Origin of the sequence: Streptomyces lomondensis (genome assembly GCF_014651035.1) — a bacterium.
Lineage (GTDB): Bacteria > Actinomycetota > Actinomycetes > Streptomycetales > Streptomycetaceae > Streptomyces > Streptomyces lomondensis.
In genome coordinates this window covers 1-25521 of sequence record NZ_BMWC01000028.1, presented here as the reverse complement: position 1 = coordinate 25521, position 25521 = coordinate 1, and the positions used below count along the sequence as shown (strand labels likewise).

Here is a 25521-nt window from a genome sequence, read left to right as displayed (position 1 = left end):
CTCCAGAGCCGCCGCGCACTCCGCCATCCGCCCCGCGAACACCGGCGAGGACTCCAGCAACCCCGCCGCCATGCCCTGCCACTGCGCACCCTGCCCCGGGAACACGAACACCGGACGCACAGCCCGGACCGCCACACCCCGCACCACATCCCCGACAGCACGCCCCGCAACCACCGCCGACAACGCACCCGCCAACGAACCCGCGTCATCCGCGAGCACCACCGCACGGTGCTCGAAACGTGACCGGCCCAGCGCCAACGCCCGCCCCACGGCAGGCAGTTCCCGCAGCACGCCACCGTCCTCGACGGCCAGCCGCAACCGCTCCGCCTGCGCCCGCAGAGCGCCCTCCGACTTGCCCGACAGCAGGAACGGCACACCCGCACCCAGCACCGGAGCAGACCCGGCGACGGACTCCGTCACCACAGGCTCCGCCTCCGGAGCCTGCTCGATGACGGTGTGGGCGTTGGTGCCGCTGACGCCGAACGACGACACCGCCGCGCGGCGCGGCTGTCCGGTCTCCGGCCAGGCCACCGGCTCCGTCAGGAGTTCGACGGCGCCCGCCGACCAGTCCACGTGCGACGACGGCGCGTCCACGTGCAGGGTCCGGGGCAGGATGCCGTGCCGCATCGCCATGACCATCTTGATGACGCCCGCGACACCGGCGGCTGCCTGGGTGTGGCCGATGTTGGACTTGATGGAGCCGAGCAGCAGCGGCCGGTCCTCCGGCCGGTTCTGACCGTACGTCGCGAGCAGCGCCTGCGCCTCGATGGGGTCGCCCAGTGTCGTGCCCGTACCGTGTGCCTCCACCGCGTCGACGTCCGCGGGCGTCAGGCCCGCGCTCGCCAGCGCCTGGCGGATGACGCGCTGCTGTGCGGGGCCGTTGGGGGCGGTCAGACCATTGGACGCGCCGTCCTGGTTCACCGCGGAACCACGGACCACCGCGAGGACTTCATGGCCGTTGCGGCGGGCGTCGGAGAGGCGCTCCACCAGGAGCATGCCGACGCCCTCGCCCCAGCCGGTGCCGTCGGCGGCCTCGGCGAACGCCTTGCACCGGCCGTCCGTGGCCAGGCCGCGCTGGCGGCTGAACTCGATGAACGCCGACGGGGTCGACATCACGGTCACACCGCCGGCCAGCGCCATGGTGCACTCGCCCGACCGCAGTGCCTGGACCGCCAGGTGCAGGGCGACCAGCGACGACGAGCACGCCGTGTCGACCGTGACGGCGGGCCCCTGGAGTCCCAGCGTGTACGAGACGCGGCCCGAGACCACGCTCGCCGCGTTGCCGGTGCCCACGAGTCCCTCCGCGCTCTCGGCGGAGCCCAGCAACAGCCCTGTGTAGTCCTGGCTGTTGGTGCCCGCGAAGACGCCGACGCGTGCGCCCCGCACCGAATCGGGGTCGATGCCGGCGCGTTCGAAGGCCTCCCATGACGTTTCGAGCAGCAGCCGCTGCTGCGGGTCCATCGCCAGTGCCTCGCGCGGCGCGATGCCGAAGAACGCGGCGTCGAACTCGGCCGCGCCCGCGAGGAACCCGCCTTCGCGGACGTACGAGGTGCCCTGCTGTTCCGGGTCCTCGCTGTAGAGCCGGTCGATGTCCCAGCCCCGGTCGGCGGGCAGCGGGGAGACGGCGTCGGTGCCCGACTCGAGGAGCCGCCACAGTTCCTCCGGCGACTGGGCGCCGCCGGGGAAACGGCAGCCCATGCCGACGATCGCGATCGGGTCGTCGTCGAGGGCGGGCGGGGCCGCCGGCGGCTGGTCGTGTGCGGGGGCGGCGTCTGAGCCCGCCAGTTGGTCGCGCAGGTGCCGGGCGAGGACGAGCGGAGTGGGATAGTCGAAGACCAGCGTGGCGGGCAGGGCCAGGCCGGTGCTGCTGCCGAGCAGGTTGCGCAGTTCCACGGCGGTGAGCGAGTCGAAGCCCAGGTCGCGGAAGGCACGGGAGGGCTGTACCGCGTCCGCGGACGCGTGCCCGAGCACGGCTGCGGCCTGACCGCTGACCAGGGCCAGCAGGACCTGCTCGCGCTCTGCCGCGGAGGCGCCCGACAGGCGGGCGCGCAGCGCGTCGGTGCCCTGTCCGGCCGTCCTCGGCGCGGCGTCGGAGGCCGGCAGGGCGCGCACCTCGGGGAGTTCGCCGATGAACGCGGAGCGGCCGCCCGCCAGGAGCGTGGGGGCGAAGCGCGCCCAGTCCACGTCGGCGACGACGGTGTGGGCGGCGCCGTGCTCGACTGCCTGGCGCAGCGCGGCCATGGCCTGCTCGGGCGGCAGCGGTGGCATGCCGCCGCGGCGGACGCGCTCGGCGACCACCGGGTCGGCGGCCATGCCGGCCCCCGCCCAGGCGCTCCAGCCGATGGACGTGGCGGGCAGGCCGTGGGCGCGGCGGTCGGCTGCGAGCGCGTCGAGGAAGGCGTTGCCCGCCGCGTAGGCTCCCTGGCCGGCGTTGCCGAAGGTGGCGGCCAGCGAGGAGAAGAGAACAAACGCGGACAGGTCCAGGTCGCGGGTCAGTTCGTGGAGGTTGAGCGCGGCGTCGACCTTCGGGCGCAGGACCTTCTCGACCTGCTCCGGGGTCATCGAGGCGAGCATGCCGTCGTCGAGCACTCCGGCCGTGTGCACCACCGCGGTCAGCGGCTCGTCGGCGGGCAGCGACGTCAGCAGGGCGGCCAGCGCGTCGCGGTCGGCGGCGTCGCAGGCGGCGACGGTGACCTCGGTGCCGAGCCCGGTGAGCTCGGCGACCAGCTCGGCGGCGCCGTGGGCGTCGTTGCCGCTGCGGCTGACGAGGACGAGGCGGGCGGCGCCGTTGCGGGCCAACCAACGTGCGGTGACGGCGCCGAGCGCGCCTGTTCCACCGGTGACGAGGACGGTGCCGGAGGGCTGCCACGGCGTCCGGGTGACCGCCGCGCCCGGGGCGGGCCTGGTGAGTCTGCGGGCGTGAACTCCCGAGGACCGGACGGCCAGTTGGTCCTCGCCGTCGCGCGCGGCGAGGACGGCGCACAGGCGGCGTCCCGCGCGGGCGTCCAGCACGTCGGGCAGGTCGACGAGGCCGCCCCAGCGGGCCGGTTCCTCGGCCGCCACGACCTGGCCGAGGCCCCAGAGCATGGCCTGTTCCGGGTGGGTCAGCGGGTCGGCGGCGCCCACGGAGACCGCGCCGCGGGTGGCAAGCCACAGGGGCGCGGTGACCTGGGCGTCGCCCAGGGCCTGCACCAGGGCGAGGGTGCGGAGCAGGGCTTCGGTGCCGTCGCCGCCGCCGGTGGTCGGGCCCGTCAGGGACAGGACTCCGGCGACCGGCAGGGCGCGGCCCGACTCGTCCGGTCCGCGCAGGGCGTCCCGGATCCGCTCGGCGAGCGCGGCCCGCTCGTCACGTCCGGCCCGCTCATCGGGTCCGGCCGTGCCGCCGGGTGTCCGCAGCCGTACGACGGTGGCGCCCCGCCCGGCCAGGGCGTCGGCGGCCGCGTCGGTGGTCTCGTCGTCGGGGCCCACGACGAGCCAGGTGCCGGTGGGCGCGGCGTCCTCGGGTTCCGGCACGGTCCGCCAACGGATCTCGTAGCGCAGGGAGTCGAGGGCGGACCGCTCCCGCCGGGCGCGCCGCCACTCGGCCAGTGCGGGCAGCACGGCGCTCAGCGGCTGGTCCCCTTCCAGGGCCAGCGTCCCGGTCACGGCGTCCAGGTCCGTGCGCTCCACGGCGGACCAGAATCCGGCCTCGGCGGGGTCCTCGCCGGCCGCGCCGTCGGGGGCCGCCGTCCACATCAGGGACTCGGGCCAGTACCGGCTGCGCTGGAACGCGTAGGTGGGCAGGGGGATCTGACCGGCGCCGGGCAGGAGGGCGGACCAGTCCGGCGTCCGGCCGCGCACGTGCAGGCGGGCCAGTGCGGTCAGTGCGGCTCTGGTCTCCGGGCGGTCGCCGCGCAGCACGGGGAAGGCGACGGCGGGTTCGCCCGCCGGGTCAGCGGTGCGGCCCGCCAGGCTGTCCGCCACCAGGGCGGAGAGCACACCGTCGGGGCCGAGTTCGACGAAGGTGGTGACCCCGTGCTCGGCCAGGGCGCGGACGCTGTCGTCGAAGCGGACGGCCTGGCGGACGTGGCGCACCCAGTGCTCGGCGGTGCAGATCTCCTCGGCGGGGACGATCGCGCCGGTGACGTTGGAGACGATCGGGATCCGCGGCGGACGGAACGTCAGCCCCTGGGCGACGGCGAGGAAGTCGTCGAGCATGGCGTCCATGCGCGGCGAGTGGAAGGCGTGGCTGACCCGCAGCCGCTTGGTCTTGCGGCCCTGGCCCTCGAAGTGCGCGGCGATTGCGAGAACCGCCGCCTCGTCACCGGAAACGACCGTGGCGGCAGGCCCGTTGAGCGCGGCGATCGAGGCGCCCTCGACCAGCAGCGGCAGGACCTCGTCCTCCGACGCCTGGAGCGAGACCATCGCCCCGCCCTCCGGAAGGGCCTGCATCAGGCGCCCCCGGGCGGCGACCAGCGTGCCGGCGTCCTGGAGGGAGAGGACGCCCGCGACATGCGCGGCGGCCAGCTCGCCGATGGAGTGGCCCGCGAGCAGGTCGGGTTCGATGCCCCAGTGGCCGAGGAGCCGGAACAGTGCCACCTCGACGGCGAACAGGGCGGCCTGGGTGTAGGCCGTCCGGTGCAGCAGGCCGGCGTCGTCGCTCGTCTCCTCGGCGTACAGGACGTCGCGCAGCGGGCGGTCGAGGTGCGGGTCCAGCTGTGCGCAGACCTCGTCGAACGCCTCGCGGAACACGGGGAAGCGGGCCGCGAGCTCACGGCCCGTGCCGAGCCGCTGGCTGCCCTGCCCGCTGAACAGGAACGCGAGCCGGCCCTCCGTCACGGTGCCGCGCACCGGCCCCGCCTCGTCGGCCACGAGGGCGTCGAGGCCGCGCAGCAGCTCGTCGCGGTCCGCGCCGACGACGACCGCACGGTCCTCGAAGGCGGTGCGGGTGGTCGCCAGCGAGTGGGCGACGTCGACGGGGTCGTACTCGGGGTGCGCGGCGAGCAGGGCCCGCAGCCTGGCCGCCTGGCCGGCGAGCGCCGCCTCTCCGCGCGCGGATATCACCCAGGGGACGAGACCGGGACGTACGGCTGTGTCAGGGCGTACGTCCGCTGTGTCAGGGCGTACCTCCGCGTCGGTGTGCCCGGCCTGCTCGTCGGCCTGTTCGATGATGACGTGGGCGTTGGTCCCGCTGATGCCGAACGACGAGACGCCCACGCGGCGCGGCTCGCCCGTCTCGGGCCAGTCGGTCCGCTCCGTCAGGAGCCGCACCTGACCGGCCGTCCAGTCCACGTGCGGTGTCGGGGCGTCGACGTGGAGGGTGGGCGGCAGCACTCCGCGCCGCATCGCCATGACCATCTTGATGATCCCGGCGACGCCGGCGGCGGCCTGCGTGTGACCGATGTTCGACTTCACCGAGCCCAGCCACAGCGGGCGCTCCGCCGAGCGCTCCTGACCGTAGGCGGCCAACAGCGCCTGCGCCTCGATGGGGTCGCCGAGTACCGTGCCGGTGCCGTGCGCCTCGACCGCGTCGACCTGCTCGGGGGCCAGGCGCGCGTCGGCGAGCGCCTGCTCGATGACGCGCTGCTGGGAGGGACCGTTGGGTGCGGTGAGGCCGTTGCTCGCGCCGTCCTGGTTGACCGCGGAGCCGCGCAGCACGGCGAGGACCCGGTGGCCGTTGCGCCGGGCGTCGGAGAGCCGCTCCACCAGGAGCAGACCGACGCCCTCGGCGAAGCCGGTGCCGTCGGCGGCCGCGGCGAACGCCTTGCAGCGACCGTCGAGGGCGAGTCCGCGCTGTGCGCTGAAACTGCTGAACATGCCCGGGGTCGCCATGACGGTGACCCCACCGGCGAGCGCCAGCGAACACTCGCCCTTGCGCAGGGCCTGGGCCGCCAGGTGCAGCGCCACCAGCGACGACGAACACGCGGTGTCGACCGTGACCGCGGGTCCTTCGAGGCCGAGCGTGTACGAGACCCGGCCGGACAGCACGGCCGCGGCGCTGCCCGTGCCCATGTACCCCTCCAGCCCGGCCTCCGCCCCCATCAGCAGATAGGGGTAGTCCTGGCCGTTCGTGCCGGCGAAGACTCCGGTCCGGCTGCCGCGCAGCGACTCCGGATCGATGCCCGCCCGCTCGAACGCCTCCCACGCCGTCTCCAGGAGCAGCCGCTGCTGCGGGTCCGTGGCCAGGGCCTCGCGCGGGCTGATGCCGAAGAACGCCGCGTCGAAATCGCCCGCGTCCTGGACGAAGCCGCCCTCGCCCGCGTACGTCGCCCCGTCGGGCGCGGCCTGGAACACGCTGTCCAGGTTCCAGCCGCGGTCCGAGGGGAACGGCGACAGGCCGTCGGTGCCCGCGGCGACGAGGTCCCACAGATCATCGGGCGACCGCACATTGCCCGGGTAGCGGCAGCTCATGCCGATGATGGCGATCGGCTCGGTGTCACGCTCCTCCATCTCGCGGATCCGCTCGTGCGCCGCTTCGAGATCGGTGCTGACCCGCTTCAGGAAGTACCGGAGCTTGTCTTCGTTCGCCATCGGGCGACCCCTCTGTCAGGAACTGCGGTGATCGTGGTGAGTGCCACTGAGGGCGTTCAGGAGATGCCGAACTTCTTGCCGAGGAGCTCGAACATCTCGTCGTCGGAGGCGGATTCGATCTCCTCGCCGACCGGCGCCTCGCCGGCGGGCCCGTCCTGCAGCCGGGTCAGCAGCACCTGCACGCGCCGCACCACCCGGGCCCGGCCCGCGTCGTCCGGTGCGACGCCGGCCAGTGCCTTCTCGATCCGGTCCAGTTCCTCCAGCGCGGTCACGGCCACGGTCTCCCCGTCGCGGACGAGCTGCTCGCGCAGGAACCCGGCGAGGCGCTGCGGCGTCGGGTAGTCGAACGCCAGGGTGACCGGAAGCTTGAGGCCGGTCTTGGCGCCGATGCGGTTGCGCAGTTCGACGGCGGTGACGGAGTCGAAGCCCACCTCGCGGAAGGCGCGCTTGACTCCCACGGCCTCGGGTCCGCTGAGTCCGAGCACCGCGGCGACCTGCTCGCGCACGGCCTCCAGGAGCAGTGCGTCCTGCTCCGCCTCGGAGAGCCCGGCGAGCCGCTGCACCAGCGCCGACGGCTCCTCACCGCCGGATCCCGCCTTGCCCGTGCCGTCCTGCGCGATGCGGCGCACCTCGGGTACGTCGGCGAGGAGGGGGCCCGGCCGGGTCGCGGTGAAGGCGACGAAGAACCGCTCCCAGTCGATGTCCGCGATCAGCAGGCAGGTGGCGTCGTGCTCCACGGCCTGCCGCAGCGCGCCCGCGGCCGCCTCGGGCGCCATCTCGCGCAGCCCGTGCCGGTTGAGGGTCTGGCCGAACTCGCCTTCCGCCATGCCGCCGCCGCCCCAGGCGCCCCAGGCGATCGAGGTGGCCACCAGGCCGGCGGCCCTGCGCTCCTGGGCCAGCGCGTCGAGGTAGGCGTTGCCCGGTGCGTAGTTGCCCTGGCCGGGGGTGCCGACGATGCCGCCGAACGAGGAGAACAGCACGAAGGCGGACAGGTCGTGGTCCCGTGTCAGCTCGTCCAGGTTCCGCGCGGCCCTGGCCTTGGCGTGCAGGGAGTTGGCGAGCTGGTCCGGGGTGAGCGTGTCGAGCAGGCCGTCGTCGAGCGCGGCCGCGGTGTGCACGACGGCGGTCAGCGGATGCTCGGCGGGCACGGCGGCGACGACCTCCGCCAGCGCGTGACGGTCCCCGGCGTCGCACGCGGCGACCGTCACGCGGGCGCCGAGTGCGGTCAGTTCGTCCCGCAGATCCTGGGCGCCGGGTGCGTCCGGGCCACGGCGGCTGACCAGCAGCAGGTGCCCGGCGCCCTCGCGGGCCAGCGAGCGCGCGACGTGTCCGCCGAGCGCGCCGGTTCCGCCGGTGATGAGCGTCGTGCCCTTCGGCTCCCAGCGCCGGCTGCCGGGAGCGGCGCCGATCCGGGCGCGGTTGAGGCGGCGTACGAAGGTACCGGAGGGCCGCACGGCCAGCTGGTCCTCGTCACCGGCCCCGCCGAGCGCGCCGCTCAGCATCGCGGCCGTCCGGTCGTCCAGGGTCGGCGGGAGGTCGATCAACCCGCCCCAGCGGTCCGGGTGTTCGAGCGCGGCGACGCGCCCCATGCCCCAGGCCATGGCCTGCTCGGGTCCGGTGATGGGATCGGCCGGTCCCACCGACACCGCGCCGCGCGTGGCGCACCAGAGCGGCGCGGACACCCCGGCCTCGCCGAGCGCCTGCAGCAGGGCGACGGTGGCGGCGTAGCCCCTGGGCACGGCCGGCAGTTCCGGGTGCGGCGCGTGGTCGAGCTGGAGGAGCGACAGCACGCCCGCGAGGTCGGCGGGCAGGTCGTGGCCGGCGAACAGGTCGCGCCGCAGCTTGCCCCCGTCGACCGTCACGGGCAGCACCCGGGCGCCGTGGTCGGCGAGCGCCGCGAGGCACCCGGCGGTCAGCGCGTCCTCGGCGTGGGTCTCGGGCACGACGACGAGCCAGTGGCCGGACAGCCGGGCGGCGGACGCCTCGGGCAGCGGGCGCCAGGCCACCTCGTACCGCCAGTCGTCGACGGTGGACAGCTCGCGGGTGCGGCGGCGCCAGGAGGACAGCGCGGGCAGCATCGTGCCCAGGGCCGAGCGGGCGCCCTCGCCCCCCTTGAGGTCGAGCGTGTCCGCGAGGCCCTCGAAGTCCTCCTGCTCGACCGCGGCCCAGAACTGGGTGTCGGCCAGGGAGAGTTCGGCCGCCTCGCCGACGGGCGCCTGCATCACCGGACGCAGGTCGTCGATCCAGTAGCGCTGCCGCTGGAAGGGGTAGGTGGGCAGGTCCACGTGGGTGGCCTGCTGCCCCGCGAACAGGGCGTGCCAGTCCGGCTCCACGCCGTGGACGTGGGCCTCGGCCAGCGAGGTCATGAAACGGCGTGCCTCGTCCTCGTCGCGGCGCAGAGTGCCCAGAGCGACCGCGTCGCTGTCGGCCGCCTCGAAGATCTCCTGCAGACCCAGGTTGAGTACGGGGTGCGGGCTCACCTCGATGTACACGGCCAGGCCATCGGCTTCGGCCGCACGCACCGCCCGCTCGAACTCCACCGTGGAACGCAGATTGCGATACCAGTAACCGGCATCCAGGCCGGTCGTGTCGTCCAGCAGAGTGCCGGTGAGTGTGGAGTAGAACGGCACCCGGCCCGCAACCGGCGCCACGCCCACGAGCAGCTCCGCCAACTCGCTTTCTATCAGCTCCACCTGAGCCGAGTGCGAGGCATAATCCACGGCAATCTTCTTCGCCCGGACGTCCTGCTCGGTGCAGGAGGCCACCAGCTCCTCCAGCGCCTCCGGCTCACCGGAGACCACCACCGAGGACGGACCGTTGACCGCAGCCACCGAGATACGACCATCCCAGGCCGCCAGACGCTCACGCACCTCCGCCACCGGCAACGACACCGAGACCATGCCCCCGCCACCCGACAGTGCCAGCAGGGCACGCGACCTGAGCGCCACCACCCGGGCACCGTCCTCCAGCGACAGTCCCCCGGCGACCACCGCCGCCGCGATCTCCCCCTGCGAGTGACCGATCACTGCCGCGGGCTCCACGCCACATGCTCGCCACAGCTCCGCGAGCGACACCATGACCGCCCACAGGACCGGCTGCACCACATCCACCCGGTCAAAACCGGGCGCACCCAGCTCCTGCCTCACGACATCCAGCAGACGCCAGTCCGTGAACGGCTCCAAAGCCGCCGCACACTCCGCCATCCGCCCCGCGAACACCGGCGACGACTCCAACAACCCCGCCGCCATGCCCTGCCACTGCGCACCCTGCCCCGGGAACACGAACACCGGACGCACAGCCCGGCCCGCCACACCCCGCACCACATCCCCGGCAGCACGCCCCGCGACCACCGCCGACAACGCACCCGCCAACGAACCCGCGTCATCCGCGAGCACCACCGCACGGTGGCTGAACCTCGTCCGGCCCGTGGCGAGCGAGTGTGCGAGGTCGGTGATACCGATCTCCGGATGGCTCGCCAGGTGTGCCTGCAGCCGGCGGAGTTGGTCCTCCAGAGCCTGTTCCGTGCGGGCGGAGACGACGGCCGGGAGCGGCACGCCGTTCAGCGGTGCCCTGCGATCCGTGTCCTGCCGCTCGCCCTCCAGGCGCTCCGCCCCGGGCCCGTCCTCCTCCGGCGGTGCCTGCTCGATGATGGCGTGCGCGTTGGTGCCGCTGACGCCGAAGGAGGAGATGCCGCCGCGGCGCGGCTGGCCGGTCTCCGGCCAGGGTGTGGGGTCGGTCACCAGGGCCATGCGCCCGTCGGACCAGTCGATGTGCGTCGTGGGGTTCTCGACGTGCAGGGTGGGCGGCAGCGTGCCGCGCTGCACGGCCATGACCATCTTGATCAGTCCCGCCGCCCCCGCGGCGGCCTGGGTGTGACCGATGTTGGACTTGACCGAGCCGAGCCACACCGGGCGGCCCGCGGGGCGGTCCTTGCCGTACGTGGCGGCCAGCGCCTGCACCTCGATCGGGTCGCCCAGCGTCGTGCCGGTGCCGTGTGCCTCGACGAGGTCGACCTGGGCCGGGGACAGGCGCGCGTCGGCCAGGGCCTGGCGGATGACGCGCTGCTGTGCGGGTCCGTTGGGGGCGGTCAGGCCGTTGCTCGCACCGTCCTGGTTGATCGCCGAGCCGCGGACGACGGCCAGCACCTGATGCCCGTTGCGCCGCGCGTCGGAGAGCCGCTCGACGAGGAACATGCCGATGCCCTCGCCCCAGCCCGTGCCGTCCGCGTCGGCGGAGAACGCCTTGCAGCGGCCGCTGCTGGACAGTCCGCGCTGCCGGCTGAACTCCGTGAACGCGCCCGGGCTCGACATCAGGGTGACCCCGCCGGCCAGCGCCATGGAACACTCGTTCCGGCGCAGCGACTGGCAGGCCATGTGCAGCGCCACGAGCGACGAGGAGCAGGCCGTGTCGACGGTGACGGCGGGGCCGTTGAAGCCGAAGGTGTAGGCGACCCGGCCGGAGGCGACGCTGCTGGTGTTGCCGACGCCGAGGTAGATCTCGGTGCCCTCCGGCGGAACGAACACCGTGCTGCCGTATCCCTGGTAGGAGGTGCCGACGAACACGCCGGTCTGGCTGCCGCGCAGGGTCGTCATGTCGATGCCCGCCCGCTCCACGGCCTCCCACGAGGCTTCCAGGACGAGCCGCTGCTGCGGGTCCATCGCCAGCGCCTCGCGCGGTGAGATCCCGAAGAACTCGGGGTCGAAGTCGGGGATGTCGTAGACGAAGCCGCCTTCGAGCGTGTAGCTGCGGGCGGGCTCGTCGGGGTCCCGGAAGAACAGCCCTTCGAAGTCCCAGCCGCGGTCCTCGGGGAACGGGGAGAGCGCGTCGGCCTTCGACATCATGATCTGCCACAGGTCTTCGGGGGCACGCACGCCGCCCGGGAAGCGGCAGCTCATCGCGGTGATCGCGATGGGCTCGCTGTCCTTGGTCTCGGCGGCGTGCAGCCGGCCGCGGGTCTCCTGCAGGTCGGCGGTAACCCGCCGCAGGAAATAGCGGAGCTTGTCGTTGTCGGTCATGGCCTGGGTCCCCCTCGGAGCGGTTCGGTCGGGCGTTGCGGTGCGTTCACGAGATGCCGAACTCCTTGCCGAGGAAGTCGAAGATCTCTTCGTCGCTCGCGGTGTCCAGGTCCTTGGGCGCGGCGGCCGGTTCCGCGGCGAGACGGACATCGCCCCATTTCGCGAGCATGTCGTTGAGCCGCAGGGTGATCCGTGTGCGCTGCTCGTCGTCGGAGCCCACGGCCGCGAGCAGGTTCTCCAGGCGGTCGATGCCCGCGAGCACGGGTGCGTCGGAGGCGCCCGCCGCGTCCGGGACGACCTCGGACCGCAGGTACGCGGCCAGTTCGGCCGGCGTCGGGTAGTCGAACACGAGCGTCGCGGGGAGCCGGAGACCGGAGGCCGCGTTGAGCCGGTTGCGCATGTCGACGGCGATGAGCGAGTCGAAGCCCAGCTTCTTGAAGGCCATGTCCGGTTCGACGGCCGCCGCCGACGCGTGGCCGAGCACGGCCGCGGCGTGGGTGCGGACCAGGTCGAGCACCACGCGGTCGCGGTCCTCCTCGGACAGCCCGGCCAGGCGCTGTGCCAGGCCGACTCCGCCGGTGCCGGCGGCGTCGTCGACCGCGGCGGCACGCGGCGCCGCGGCACGGACCAGCTTCCGCATCAGCGGCGGCAGTGTGCCGGCCGTCGCCTGGGCGCGCAGGGCCGTGAGGTCCAGGCGCACGGGCAGCAGCAGCGGTTCGCCGGCCGCCGTGCCGAGGTCGAAGAGGGTGAGGCCCGCCTCGGTGCTCAGGCCGGTGACTCCGCCGCCGCTCATGCGGCGCACCTCCGCGTCGCTGAGGTGTCCGGTCATGCCGCTGGCCTGTGCCCAGAACCCCCAGGCGAGGGTGGTGGCCGGGAGTCCGGCCGCGCGGCGGTGGTGGGCGAGCGCGTCCTGGAAGGCGTTGGCCGCGGCGTAGTTGCCCTGGCCGGAGCTGCCGAGGGTGCCCGCGGCCGAGGAGAACATCACGAACGCCTTCAGCGCGCTGTCCCGCGTCAGTTCGTGCAGGTGCGCGGCGGCGTCGACCTTGGGGCGCAGCACCGCGTCGAGGCGTTCGTCGGTGAGCGAGGTGATGACACCGTCGTCGAGGACGCCGGCGGCGTGCACCACCGCGGTCAGCGGGTGCGCGTCGTCGATGTCCTCGAGGACGCGCGCCAGTTGGTCCCTGTCCGCCGTGTCGCAGGCGACGGCGTGCGCGTTGGCGCCCGCGTCGCGCAGTTCGGCGAGCAGTTCGGCGGCGCCGTCGGCGGCGGCGCCCTGCCTGCTGAGGAGCAGCAGGTGGCGTACGCCGTGCCGGTCGACGAGGTGGCGGGCGAGGGAGCTGCCCAGGGTGCCGGTGCCACCGGTGATGAGTACGGTGCCTCGGTCGTCGAAGGCGGTGTCGGGCGCGGGGTCGGCCGCCGGTCCGGTGCGGACCAGGCGGGGCACCAGCACGGTGCCCTCGCGCAGGGCGAACTGCGGCTCGGGCAGGGTGAGCGCCGCGGGCAGGGCCTGCCACGAGGCCTCGCTGTCGTCGGCGTCCACGAGGACGAACTGGTCGGGGTGCTCGGCCTGCGCCGAGCGGACGAGACCCCAGGCCGGCGCGGCGGTCAGGCCGTCGACGGTCTCGCCCGCGGTGGTGGCCACCGCGCCCGAGGTGCGGATCACCAGCCGCGCGGCGGTGAGGCGTTCGTCGGCCAGCCAGTGCTGGAGCAGGGCGAGCGTGGCGCGGGCGACCGTGTGCGCGTCCCGTGCGATGTCTCCCGTCGCGTCGCCTGTCCCGGCACCCGTGGGGTCCGTGGCGGCGCCGCCTGTGGTGAGGGCGCGGAGGGAGACGACCACGGTGTCGGGCAGCGGGGCGCCCTTCTCGACCTCCGCGAGGAGTGCGGGCAGGTCCGGGTGGGTGTCCGCGCGCACCCCCGCCGCGGTGAGGGGCGCGGGATCGGCGCCCAGGACCGCCCAGTGCAGGCCCGTGGGCACGGCGGCCGCGGGGGCCTCGGCCCACTCCAGCCGGAACAGCGAGTCGTGGTCGCCGTGTCCCGCGGTCTTGAGCTGCCGGGGGTCGACGGGGCGCATGTCCAGGGAATCGACCGTCGCCACGGGGGCGCCTGTGCCGTCGGCCACCTGGAAGGCGATGCCGTTGGCGCCGCTCGGGGAGAGCCGCACGCGCAGCACCGACGCCCCGGTCGCGTACACGCGCACACCGCGCCACGCGAACGGCAGCCGGGGCTTGCCCGCGTCCTCGCCGCGTCCCTGGCCCGGGCCGAAGGTGCCGAGGCCCATCGCCTGCAGGGCGGCGTCGAACAGCGCCGGATGCAGCCCGAAGTCGGCGGCTTCGGCGCGGCCGTCCTCGGGCAGGGCCACCTCGGCGTAGATGTCCTCGCCCGACTGCCAGGCCGAGCGCAGTCCTTGGAACATCGGGCCGTAGTCGAAGCCGAGCAGCGCGGCCTGTTCGTAGACGCCTTCGAGTTCCAGCGCGGTGGCCGCGGGGGGCGGCCAGGCCGTGAAGTCGAAGCCGGGGTCCGGCGCGCCGTCGCTGACGGCGAGCACTCCGGTGGCGTGCCGCAGCCAGGGGCGTTCGCCGGGGCCTTCCGCGGCGGAGTCGGCGGGGCGGGAGTGGACGGTCAGCGGGCGGTGACCGGTACCGTCCGGCGGCCCCACCACGAGCTGCACCTGGATGGCGCCCCGTTCGGGCAGCACCAGCGGGGCTTCCAGGGTGAGTTCCTCCACGAGGTCGCAGCCGACCTGCTCGGCCGCGCGCAGGGCCATCTCCACGAAGCCGGTGCCCGGCAGCAGGATGGTCTCCATGACGACGTGGTCGGCGGTCCAGCGCTGTGTCTGCGCCGACAGCTGTCCGGTGAGCAGATGGCTGTCCGTGTCGGCGAGCGTCACCGCGGCGGCGAGCATCGGGTGGTCGGTCGCGCCGAGCCCGATGGAGGCCGCGTCGCCCGGGCCGCCGGTCCTGATGGGCAGCCAGTAACGGCGGTTCTGGAAGGCGTACGTGGGCAGGTCGGCCCGCCGTGCGTCGCGTCCGGCGAACAGGGCCGTCCAGTCGAGTCCGGCCCCGTGGACGTAGGCGGTGGCCAGCGATGTGAGGAACCGTGCGGGTCCCCCGTCTTCGCGGCGCAGCGAGCCGAGGACGGCGCCGTGCGCCTGTGCGTCGTCCAGGGTCTCCTGGAGTCCGACGGCCAGGACGGGGTGGGGGCTGATCTCGACGAAGACGGAGTGGCCGGAGCGGAGCAGTCCGCGGGTGGCCTCTTCGAGCCGGACGGTCTGGCGGAGGTTGCGGTACCAGTACTCGGCGTCCATGACGGTGGTGTCCAGGAGTTCACCGGTCACCGTGGAGTGCAGCGGCACGTCCGAGGCGCGGGGCGTGATGCCGGACAGGACTTCGCCGAGCCGCTCGTGGATCCGCTCCACGTGGGCGCTGTGCGAGGCGTAGTCGACGTCGATCCGCTTGGCCCGTACGCCCTCGGCGGTGCAGGTGGCGAGCAGGTCGTCCAGTGCGTCCGCGTCGCCGGAGACCACGACGGACGAGGGTCCGTTGACGGCGGCGACGGACAGCCTGCCGTCCCAGCGGGCGATCCGTTCCCGCACCCGGTCGACGGGTTCCGGCACCGATGCCATGCCGCCGAGGCCGGAGAGTTCCAGGATCGCCTTGCTGCGCAGTGCCACCACGCGGGCGGCGTCGTCCAGGGACAGCGCCCCGGCGACGCAGGCGGCGGCGATCTCGCCCTGCGAGTGGCCGACGACGGCGGCGGGTTCGACGCCGCCCGCCCGCCACAGCTCGGCGAGCGACACCATCACCGCCCACAGCGCGGGCTGTACGACGTCGACCCGGTCGAAGCCCGGTGCGCCGGGCTCGCCGCGCAGCACCTCGAGCAGCGACCAGTCGGTGTGCGCCGAGAGGGCCGTCGCGCACTCGCGCAGCCGCTCGGCGAACACCGGCGAGGAGTCGAGGAGTTCGAGCGCCATGCCCGCCCACTGGGCGCCCTGGCCGGGGAAGGCGAAGACGACCTTGGGCGGTTCCGCGGGGGCGCTGCCCTGGACGAGTCCGGGGGCTCCAGTGCCGTCCGCGAGGGCGGCGAGCCCGTGCAGCAGCTCGTCCCGGTCACCGGCGACGAGCGCGGCCCGGTGGGCGAGCCTGGCGCGGCCGGTGGCCAGCGACCAGCCGATGTCGGCGAGGGCCGCGTCCTCGTGGGCCAGCAGGTGCGAGCGGAGCCGGGCGGCCTGGTCGCGCAGGGCGTCCGCGGAGCCGCCGGACAGCACGAACGGCAGCGTGGGCGTGCCGATGAGGGGCTCGTCGGCGGCCGTGGCCGGTGCGTCCGCCGCCGGGCGGGCGGCGGGCTCCGTACCCGCGTCGTCGCCCTGTTCGAGGACGACGTGCGCGTTGGTGCCGCTGATGCCGAAGGAGGACACGGCCGCGCGGCGCGGCCTGCCGGTCTCGGGCCATGGCACGGCTTCCTGGAGCAGCGACACCGCGCCGGCCGTCCAGTCGACGTGGGAGGTGGGCTCGTCCAGGTGGAGGCTGCGCGGCGCCGTTCCGTGCCGCATCGCCATGACCATCTTGATGATCCCGGTGACTCCCGCGGCCGCCTGGGCGTGGCCGATGTTGGACTTGATGGAGCCGAGCAGCAGCGGCCGGGCGGCCGGGCGGTCCTGGCCGTAGGTGGCGAGGACCGCCTGGGCCTCGATGGGGTCGCCGAGCTTGGTGCCGGTGCCGTGCGCCTCGACGACGTCGACGTCGGCGGTGCCGAGCCCCGCGTTGGCCAGGGCCTGGCGGATGACGCGCTGCTGGGACGGGCCGTTCGGCGCCGTCAGGCCGTTGCTCGCGCCGTCCTGGTTGATCGCCGAGCCGCGGAGCACCGCGAGCACCGGGTGGCCGTTGGCGCGGGCGTCGGACAGGCGCTCGACGAGCAGCACGCCGACGCCCTCGCTCCAGCCGGTGCCGTCGGCGGACTCGGCGAAGGCGCGGCAGCGCCCGTCCGAGGCGAAGCCGCCCTGCCCGCTGAGCCCGGCGAAGCCGGCCGGGGTGGCCATGACCATGACGCCGCCGGCCAGCGCCAGCGAGCACTCGTCCTGCCGCAGCGCCTGGGCCGCCAGGTGCAGCGCGACCAGCGACGAGGAGCAGGCGGTGTCGACGGTGACCGCCGGGCCCTCGAGTCCGAACGTGTAGGAGACGCGGCCGGAGATGACGCTGGCGGTGGTGCCGGTCAGGATGTACCCGGCGTTGCTGTCCTCCGCCTGCTGGAGCAGGCCGGTGTAGTCCTGGCCGCTGGAGCCCACGAAGACGCCGGTGCGGGAGCCGCGCAGCGAGGTCGGGTCGATGCCCGCCGCCTCGACGGCCTCCCAGGCGGACTCCATCATCAGCCGCTGCTGCGGGTCCATCGCGATCGCCTCGCGCGGCGATATCCCGAAGAACGCGGGGTCGAAGTCGCCCGGGGCGGCGAGGAATCCGCCGCTGAGCCCCTCGATGTCCCAGCCGCGCTCGGCGGGTACGTCGGTGATGGCGTCCACGCCGTCGGCCACCAGGCGCCAGAGGTCCTCGGGGGTCTCCACGTTCCCCGGCAGCCGGCAGCTCATGCCGACGATGGCGATGGGTTCGTCGCTGTCGACGGCCCGGACCGGGCCGGGGATCCCCGCGGGTGCGGCCGGTCCCGCCAGGAGCGAGGCCACGTGCGCGGCGAGCGCGGCGGGGGTCGGGTAGTCGAAGACGAGGGTGGAGGGCAGCCGCAGCCCGGTGACGAGGTTCATGCGGTTGCGCATCTCGATCGCGGTGAGCGAGTCGAAGCCCAGGTCGTTGAAGGCGCGTCCGGCGCCGATCTCGTCCTGTGCGGCGTAGCCGAGGACGGCGGCGGCCTGGGCCCGCACCAGGTCGAGGACGGCTGCCGCGCGGTCGTCCTCGTCGAGGCCCGCCAGTCGCTGCGCGAGCGGTTCCTCGCCGGAGCCGCCGCTGTGCGCGGCGGGCCTGGCCGGCAGCCGCACCAGGCCGCGCAGCAGGGGCGGCACGGCGTCGGCCGTGGTGGCGCCGCGCAGCCCGGACACGTCCAGGGGTGCGGGCACCAGGGTCGCGTCGTCCAGGGTGCGTGTGACGTCGAACAAGGCCAGGCCGTCCGCCGACTCCAGCGAGCCGACACCGGACCTGCCGATCCGGCTCAGCTGGGTGTCGTCGAGGCTCGCGGCCATGCCGCTGCGCTCGGCCCACAGGCCCCAGGCGAGCGAGGTCGCGGCGAGGCCGCGGGCGCGGCGGTGCTGGGCGAGGGAGTCCAGGAAGACGTTGGCCGCGGCGTAGTTGCCCTGTCCCGCGCCGCCGAGGGTGGCGGCGACCGAGGAGAACAGGACGAACGCGGACAGGTCCAGGTCTTCGGTGAGTTCGTGCAGCGCGACCGCGGCGTCCACCTTGGGCCGCAGCACCGCGGTGACGCGCGCCGGCGTCAGCGCGTTGAGCACGCCGTCGTCGGTGATGCCCGCGGCGTGCACGACGGCGGTCAGCGGATGCTCGGCGGGGACGGCGGCGAGGAGCTCACCGAGCCGGGCGCGGTCGGCGACGTCGCAGGCCGCGACGGTCACCGTGGCGCCGAGTCCGGTGAGTTCGGCCTCCAGTTCGGCCGCGCCCGGCGCCTGCGGGCCGCTCCTGCTGACGAGCAGCAGCCGCTCGACTCCGTGCGCGGTGACCAGGTGCCGGGCGAACAGCTTGCCGAGCGTGCCGGTGGCACCGGTCATCAGGACGGTGCCGCCGGGCCTGCCGAGGGGCGGTGCGTCGGCGGGGGCCTCGGGCGCCGCCGCCCGGGCGAGCCGGGGCACCCGCACCTGTCCCGCCCTGATGGCGCACTGCGGTTCGCCGGCGGCCAGGGCCTGCGGGAGCGCGCGGTGCGAGGCGGGCAGTCCGTCGAGGTCGACGAGGGTGAACCGGCCGGGGTTCTCCGACTGCGCCGAGCGGATCAGGCCCCATACGGTGGCCTGTGCGACGTCCTCGACCTCGTCGTCGGCGGTGGCGCCGACCGCGCCGCGGGTGACGAACACCAGGCGGGTGTACGCGAACCGGTCGTCCTCGACGAGGATCTGGGAGAGCGCGAGGGCACGGGCGGCGGCTCCGTGCGCCGCCTCGACGGTGTCCGTGCCGGGTTCGGACACACAGGGAACGAAGAGGATGTCGGGGACGGGCCCGCCTGCCTCGACGGCCTCGCCGAGCTCGACGAGGTCCGGGTACCGCAGGTTGGCGGGCAACCCGAAGGCGGTGTCGCCGAGGACGCCCCAGCCGCTGGTGTCCGGCGCCGTGCCGGTCTCCGTGAGCACCGGCCACTCGACACGGAAGAGACGATCGTGGTGGGCGCCGCGGGCGACGTCGAGCTGCTCGGCGGAGACCGGGCGCAGCGCCGTGGCCTCGACGGAGGCGACGGGCGCACCGGTGTCGTCGGCCAGCGCGACGGACACCGTGTGGCTGCCGGTCGGGGTGAGCCGCACCCGCAGCGCGGCGGCGCCCGCGGCGTACAGCGACACCCCGGTCCAGGAGAAGGGCAGCCGCTCCTGGCCGGACTCCGTGTCGTCGCCGGATCCCAGCATGGCCCGTGAGTGCATCGCGGCGTCGAACAGGGCGGGGTGCAGGCCGAACCTGCCGGCCTCGGCGGCCGGTTCCTCCGGCAGGCGGACCTCCGCGAAGACCTCCTCGCCGCGCCGCCACACCGACCGCAGGCCCTGGAAGGCGGGCCCGTAGCCGTAGTTGGCGGCATCGAGCCGGGCGTAGAAGTCGTCCATGGGGATCTCGACGGCCTCCGGGGGCGGCCAGGCGGTGAAGTCGCTCCAGTCGGGTGCCGCGGCCTGGCCGGGGGCCAGCACTCCGCTGGCGTTGCGGATCCAGCCGTCCTCGCTCTGTGCGTCGTCGGCCCGCGAGTGGACGTACAGCTCGCGGTGTCCGCTCTCGTCAGGGGTGCCCACGCTCATCTGTACGGCGATGCCGCCCTCGGCGGGCAGGATGAGCGGCGCCTCGAGGTTGAGCTCCACCACCTGCGCGCAGCCGAGTTGGTCGCCGGCGTGGACGGCCAGCTCGACGAAGGCGGTGCCGGGCAGCAGGACGGTGCCGAGGACGGTGTGGTCGGCGAGCCAGGGGTGGGTCTGCGGGGAGAGCCTGCCGGTGAACAGCATGCCGTCGTCGCCGGCCAGGGCGACCGCGGCGCTGAGCAGCGGGTGTTCGGCCGAGCGCAGGCCCATGGCGGTGGCGTCGCCGGCCCAGGCGGCGGACAGCTTCGGCCAGTACGACGCCCGCTGGAAGGCGTAGGTGGGCAGCGCGGTCACGTGCGCGCCGGTGCCTTCGAAGAGGGTCTTCCAGTCCGGGCCGCTGCCGTGGACGTGCAGTTCGGCGAGGGCGGTGACGAGCGCCTGGCCCTCGGGCCTGTCCGTGCGCAGCGCGGGGACGAAGGCGGGCTCCGCGGCCCCCGCGGCGAGGTCCGTCAGGCAGTCCTGGCCCAGGGCGGTCAGTACGCCGCCGGGGCCGATCTCCAGGAACGCGGTGACGCCGTGGCCGACGAGCGCCCGGATGCCGTCGTGGAAGCGGACGGCCGCCCGGACGTGGCGCACCCAGTAGTCGGGGTCGGCCAGTTCCTTGGCGGCGATGACGCCGCCGGTCACGTTCGAGACGATGGGCAGTTCGGGCGCGTGGAACTCCAGGGTTCCCGCGAACTTCCCGAACTCTTCGAGCATGGCGTCCATGTGCGGCGAGTGGAAGGCGTGACTGACCCGCAGCCGCTTGGTCTTGCGGCCCTCGCCCTCGAAGTGCGCGGCGATCTCGAGAACCGCGTCCTCGTCGCCCGAGACGACCGTCGAGCGCGGGCCGTTGAGCGCGGCGACGGACACGCCCTCGACCAGGAGCGGCAGGACCTCGTCCTCCGTCGCCTGGAGCGACACCATCGCCCCGCCGGTCGGGAGCGCCTGCATCAGACGGCCCCGCGCCGCCACGAGAGCGGCAGCGTCTTCGAGGGACAGCACGCCGGCGACGTACGCGGCCGACAGCTCGCCGATGGAGTGGCCCAGCAGGTAGTCGGGCTTCACGCCCCACGACGTCACCAGTTCGAACAGCGCGACTTCAAGTGCGAACAGCCCGGCCTGCGTGAACTGCGTCTGGTCCAGCAGGTCGCCACCGTCGAAGACCACCTTGCGAAGGGGCTGGTCGAGGTGCCGGTCCAGCTCGGCGCAGACCGCGTCGAAGGCCTCGGCGAACACCGGGAAGGCGGCGTGGAGTTCACGCCCCATGCGGGCGCGCTGCGAGCCCTGCCCGGAGAAGAGGAAGCCGAGCAGTCCGCTCTCCGGGGCGGTGCCGCGGGTCACGCCCGCGGCCGGCTCCCCGGAGACGAGCGCCCGCAGGCCGCGCAGCAGGCTCTCGCGGTCCGTGCCGACGACGGCGGCCCGGTGGTCGAGGGCCGCCCGGCCGGTGGCGAGCGAGAAGGCCGTGTCCAGCGGGCTCGCGTCGGTGGTCTCCGCGTACGACAGGACCTGCGCGGCCTGTTCCAGCAGGGCCTGTTCGGTCTTGCCCGACACCGTCCACGGCAGCAGGGGAAGCTCGGCCTCCGGGCCGGTCTCCCGCGGGGCGGGGTCCTCCGGGGCGGGCGCCTCCTCGATGACCGTGTGGGCATTCGTCCCGCTCATGCCGAACGAGGAGATGCCGAACCGCTTCGGGCGGTCCGTGGCGGGCCAGGGCGTCGGCTCGGTCAGCAACCGCACCGCGCCGGCCGACCAGTCGACGTGCGGGGTGGGCTCGTCGATGTGCAGCGAGCGGGGCAGCGTCCCGTGCCGCATCGCCTCGACCATCTTGATGATGCCCGCGACACCTGCGGCCGCCTGGGTGTGCCCGATGTTGGACTTGACCGAACCGAGCAGCAGCGGCCGGTCAGCGGGCCGGTTCTGCCCGTATGTCGCGAGCAGCGCCTGCGCCTCGATGGGGTCGCCCAGTGTCGTGCCCGTGCCGTGCGCCTCCACCGCGTCGACGTCCGCCGGGGAGAGTCCGGCGTTGGCCAGGGCGTCTTGGATGACGCGCTGCTGCGAGGGCCCGTTGGGGGCGGTCAGACCGTTGCTCGCGCCGTCCTGGTTCACCGCGGAACCGCGTACGACCGCGAGGACCTGGTGGCCGTGGCGGCGCGCGTCGGAGAGGCGCTCCAGGAGCAGCAGGCCCGCACCCTCGGCCCAGCCCGTGCCGTCGGCAGCCTTCGCGAAGGCCTTGCAGCGGCCGTCCGTGGCCAGGCCCCGCTGCCGGCTGAACTCGATGAACGCACCGGGCGTCGACATGATCGTCACGCCGCCGGCCAGCGCCAGCGAGCACTCTCCCTGCCGCAGCGCGTGCGCTGCCAGGTGCAGTGCGACCAGCGACGACGAGCAGGCCGTGTCGACGGTGACGGCGGGGCCCTCCAGGCCGAACGTGTAGGAGAGCCGTCCCGACACCACGCTGGCCGCCGTGCCCGTCAGACCGTAGCCCTCGACGCTGTCCGGCGAGAACTGCAGCAGTGACGCGTAGTCCTGGCCGCTGGACCCGGCGAACACACCGACGCGCTCACCCGACAGGGACAGCGGGTCGATGCCCGCCCGCTCGAACGCCTCCCACGCCGTCTCCAGGAGCAGCCGCTGCTGCGGGTCCATCGACAGCGCCTCGCGGGGGCTGATGCCGAACAGGCCCGGGTCGAACTCCGTGGCCCCGTCGAGGAATCCGCCCGACCGCACATAGGACGTGCCCGCGGCGTCGGGGTCGGCGTCGTAGAGCCGCGTGGTGTCCCAGCCGCGGTCGTCCGGGAAGGGCGCCATCGCGTCGCCGTCCTCGGCGACGAGCCGCCACAGGTCCTCGGGGCTCGCGATCCCGCCGGGGAAGCGGCAGCTCGTCGCGACGATCGCGATGGGCTGCTGCTCCTCGGACTCCACTTCGCGCAGACGCTGCCGGGTCTGGTGGAGGTCGGCTGTCACCCGCTTGAGGTACTCGAGGAGCTTTTCGTCAGCCACCATTACCGCTAACCCCTTTGTATAGAACCGAAGTACGGTGCCGCATCAGGAGGCCCCGAGTTCGTTGTCGATGAATGCCAGGACCTCGTCGGCCGACGCCGACTGCAACTTCTCGGCGACGGCGGCCCCGTCGCCCCCCGCGGGCTCCTCGTCCCAGCCGGCGAGGATGTCCCTCAGCCGTGCCGTGATCCGCAGCCGCGCGGTGCGGTCCGCGGAGAGCGTCGCGAGGCTCGCCTCGAGCCGGTCGAGCTCCGCGAGGACGGGCACGGCCTGCGGCTCCGCGTCGCGGCCCGCCTCGCTCTTGAGGAACCCGGCGAGGATGACCGGCGTGGGGTGGTCGAACGCCAGCGTCACCGGCAGCCGCAGGCCGGTGCGGGTGCTGAGCCGGTTGCGCAGCTCCACGGCGGTCAGCGACTCGAAGCCGAGGTCCCGGAAGGGCCGCTTGGGCCCGATGGCCTCGACATCGGTGTAGCCCAGCGCCCCGGCCGCCTCGGTGCGCACCAACTCCAGGAGCATCTGGCCGAGTTCCACGTCCGAGAGCTCGGCCACGGCACGCCGGAACTCCGCCGCGTCGTCCGCGCCGGTGCCCCCGGCCTGCTCGGCCGCCCGCGCGATCTCCCGCATCTGCGGCACATCACCGATCAGCGGGCTGGGCCGTGCCGCCGTGAGCGCGGGACCGAAGCGGTCCCAGGCGATGTCCGCCACCACCTGCGCGGGACCGTCCTGTGCCACCGCCCGGCACAGCGCCGTGAGCGCGGACCCGGTCGGCAGCGCGGCCAGTCCGCGCCGGCTCGCTCGCTCCAGGAACGTGTCGTCGTCGAGGGCGGGACCGCCCTCGGCCCACGGGCCCCACGCGAGGGACGTGGCGGCGAGTCCCAGGTCCCCGCGGTGCTCGGCGAACGCGTCCAGGTAGGCGCCGGCCGCGGCGAAGGCTCCCTGCCCCGCGCCGCCGACCGTGCCGGCGACACCGGAGAACAGGACGAACGCCGAGAGGTCGAGTTCCCGCGTCGCCTCGTGCAGGTTGCGCGCACCGGCGACCTTGGCCCGCAGGGCGTGGGCGAGACGCTCGGGGGTCAGCGCGTCGACGACCCCGTCGTCCAGCTCGCCCGCGGCGTGCAGCACCGCGGTGATCCGCTCCCCGTCGGCCGTCAACTTGCTTACCAGTGCGGTCAGTTCCTCCCGATCGGCCACGTCGCACGCGGCGATCGTGACCCGCACGCCCGTCTCCGCGAGCTCGTCGCGCAGTCGCTCGGCGCCCGGTGCCCGCAGTCCGCGCCGGCCGATCAGGACGATGTGGTCGGCGCCGCTGCCGCCGAGCCAGCGGGCCGCCCGCACGCCGATCGCCCCGGTGCCGCCGGTGAGCAGGACCGTACCCTCGGGCTCCCAGGCCCGGCCCGATGCCGTCGTCGGCGCGGGCAGCAGCCGCCGGGCGAACACGCCCGCCGACCGCACCGCCAGCTGGTCCTCGTCGCCGCCCGCGGCGAGCAGCGCGCCCAGCCGGGCCACCGCGCGCTCGTCGAGCACCTCGGGCAGGTCGATCAACCCGCCCCAGCGATCCGGGTGTTCGAGCGCGGCCACCCGGCCGAGACCCCACACCTGCGCCTGCGCCGGGCGCGCGGGAACGTCCGCGGGACCCGTGGACACCGCACCCCGCGTCAGGCACCACAGCGGCGCCGTCACGTCCGCGTCGCCCAGCGCCTGCGTCAGGACCAGCGTGGCGACCAGACCGGCCGTGGCCTCCGGCAGCCCGGGGGCCGGCTCCTCGTCCAGGGCGCACAGCGAGAGGACACCCGCGACGGCGGTGCGGTCGCCCAGCGCTTCGGTCAGCTCCCCGGCCAGCGTCGCGCGGTCGAGCACGTCGCCCGGCATACACCGCACGACCTCGGCTCCCTGCTCGCGCAGCCCTTCCGCGACGGCCTCGACGGCGTCACCGCCCGCCCCGGTCCCGGGCGCTACGAGGAGCCACGTCCCCGACAGAGACGCCGTGTTCTCGGTGAGCGGCTTCCAGCTGATGCGATACCGCCAGGAGTCGGCGGCGACCGTCTCGCGCCGCTGCCGTCGCCACGACGAGAGGGCCGGAAGCACCTCGCCCAGCGGGGAGCCCGGCACTTCCTCCAGGTCGAGCGTCGCGGCCAGCGCCGCGAGATCGCCCTGCTCGACGGCCTCCCAGAACTGGGCATCCGCCGGGTCCACCGGGCCTGCGACCGGGAGGGCCATGGCCTCGGGCCAGTAGCGCTGACGTTGGAAGGGGTAGGTGGGCAGGTCCACGTGGGTGGCCTGCTGCCCGGCGAAGACGGCCTGCCAGTCCAGCTCGACGCCGTGGACGTGGGCCTCGGCCAGCGAGGTCATGAAACGGCGTGCCTCGTCCTCGTTCCGGCGCAGCGTGCCCAGCGCCACTGCCTCGCTGCCGGCCGCGTCGAAGGTCTCCTGCAGTCCGAGGTTGAGGACCGGGTGCGGGCTCACCTCGATGAACACGCCAAGACCGTCCCCGGCCGCCGCGCGCACCGCCTGCTCGAACTCCACCGTGGAACGCAGGTTGCGATACCAGTAGCCGCCGTCCAAACCGGTCGTGTCGTCCAGCAAGCCGCCGGTGAGTGTGGAGTAGAACGGCACCTGGCCGGACGTCGGCGTCACACCCGCCAGCAGCTCCGCCAACTCCGCCTCGATCAGCTCCACTTGGGCCGAGTGCGAGGCGTAGTCCACGGCGATCTTCTTCGCGCGGATGTCCTGCTCGGTGCAGGAGGCCAGCAGCTCCTCCAGCGCCTCCGGCTCACCGGAGACCACCACCGAGGACGGACCGTTGACCGCAGCCACCGAGATACGGCCCTCCCAGGCCGCCAGGCGCTCACGCACCTCCGCCACCGGCAGCGACACCGAGACCATGCCACCGCCACCCGACAGTGCCAGCAGGGCACGCGACCTGAGCGCCACAACCCGGGCACCGTCCTCCAGGGACAGTCCCCCGGCGACCACCGCCGCCGCGATCTCCCCCTGCGAGTGACCGATCACCGCGGCCGGCTCCAC

The 25521-nt window shown here is 74.3% G+C and carries 4 protein-coding genes; all 4 read right to left on the bottom strand.

Annotation, left to right across the window (positions count from 1 at the left end; genetic code table 11):
- The coding region (locus IE255_RS38480; protein ID WP_444546191.1) for a type I polyketide synthase at positions 1–6396 on the bottom strand (6396 nt) is incomplete at its 3' end.
- A 170-nt stretch (positions 6397–6566) separates the two neighbouring features.
- Positions 6567–11495 (bottom strand): type I polyketide synthase, encoded by a 4929-nt coding sequence (locus IE255_RS38475; RefSeq protein ID WP_372487638.1) that lies wholly within the window; start codon positions 11493–11495, stop codon positions 6567–6569.
- A 76-nt stretch (positions 11496–11571) separates the two neighbouring features.
- A complete protein-coding gene (locus IE255_RS38470) occupies positions 11572–22500 on the bottom strand; it encodes a type I polyketide synthase (RefSeq protein WP_190055086.1) in 10929 nt (3642 codons plus the stop codon).
- Positions 22501–22542: 42 nt separating this feature from the next.
- Positions 22543–25521: SDR family NAD(P)-dependent oxidoreductase (locus IE255_RS38465; protein WP_190055085.1), on the bottom strand; the 2979-nt coding region annotated here is incomplete at its 5' end.

Bases quoted from the DNA above. Each gene is read 5' to 3' on its own strand.
- IE255_RS38470 (WP_190055086.1), bottom strand. From the start codon at position 22,500: ATGGTGGCTGACGAAAAGCTCCTCGAGTACCTCAAGCGGGTGACAGCC.